The organism is Mesorhizobium sp. LMG 17147 (genome assembly GCF_024297145.1).
GTDB lineage: Bacteria > Pseudomonadota > Alphaproteobacteria > Rhizobiales > Rhizobiaceae > Mesorhizobium.
In genome coordinates, this window is sequence record NZ_JANCTC010000051.1 from 1 (window position 1) to 1,429 (window position 1,429).

The following is a 1,429-nucleotide window of genomic DNA, read 5'->3' on the forward strand; positions in this document are numbered from 1 at the left end:
TGGCAAGCCTGCGCACCTTGTCGGAATTCGGCGACAGCCTGGTGCTGGTGGTGCCCTCCGACCACGAGATCGCGACGGCGCAGCAATTCTGGCAGAGCGTCGAAGCCGGCACCGCGGCGGCGCGCGACGGCAGGCTGGTGGTTTTCGGCATCAAGCCCGCGCAACCCGAGACCGGCTATGGCTACATCGAGGTGGCCGGCGAGCGGGACGGCATCTGCGACGTCTCGCGTTTCGTCGAAAAACCCGATCTCGCCACGGCGCAGAGCTATCTCGAGGCCGGTAACTTCTATTGGAACACCGGCATCTTCCTGTTTCGCGCCAGCGCCATGCGCGACGCATTCATGGCTTTCCAGCCCGATATCTGGAGCGCCACCGAGGCTGCCTTTCAGGCGGCGACATCAGACCTTTCGGGCCTCTACATGCCTCTGGAGCTCTATGCCGCCATCCCATCGACATCGATCGACTATGCGATCATGGAGCGCGCCAGCGGCATCGCCATGGTGCCGGCGGGCTTTCGCTGGAACGATCTCGGCTCCTGGCAATCGCTGCTCGACGTCGGCCCCTCCGACAGGCAGGGCAATGTCATCGTCGGCGATGTTGTCGCCATCGATTGCGAGAACTCCTATATCCGCAGCGATGGTCGCCTGCTGTCGGCCATTGGCCTGAAGGACGTTGCCATCGTGTCGACCGCCGACGCCACTTTCGTCGCGCCGGTCAGCCACAGCCAAAATGTCAAAAAAATCGTCGAGCAGCTCGAAAAGAGCGGTCGCCTTGAGACCAGGTTCACGCCCGCCGACGATCGCGTCATCGAAAGCGGCGCCTGGCAGCGCCGCGTGCACCATTGGCTGTTCGAGGAGACGGTGCCGTTGTGGTCGACGGTCGGCGTCGATGAGCGCCATGGCGGTTTCCACGAAGCGCTCGGCTTCGATGCCGCCCCGCTGATGAAACCCAAACGCATGCGCACGCAGGCCAGGCAGATCTACGCCTTCGCCGTCGCCAAGGCGCGCGGCTGGAACGGCCCGGCCGATCGGCTGATCAGCCACGGCCTCGAATTCATGGCCAGGCACGGACGTACCGACAATGGCGGCTGGGCACGCACCCTCAACATCGACGGCACCGTCGCCGACGGCGCCGAGGATGCTTACGATCATTCCTGCGTGCTCCTGGCGCTGGCGCATGCCCATATGTGCGGCAATCCCGATGCGTTGCGGCTTGGCGAGGAAACCTTTGCGTTCATCGACGCGCATCTCGAGGACGAACGACTGACCGGCTTCCGCGAGACCTCGAGCGGCGAGGGCGAGCGCCGCTCCAACCCGCACATGCATCTGCTCGAGGCGTTCCTGGCCTGGCATCAGGCGACCGGCGAGCGCGCTCATCTCCGCCGCGCCGCGCGCATCGTCGATCTGTTCCGCAGCCATTTCTTCGACCC

Annotated in this window: 1 protein-coding gene; it reads left to right on the plus strand. The window is 64.9% G+C overall.

The window, feature by feature from the left end; all coding sequences use genetic code 11:
- On the plus strand, positions 1 to 1,429 hold a 1,429-nt coding region (locus NMG46_RS29500; protein ID WP_254820779.1), incomplete at both ends, for an AGE family epimerase/isomerase.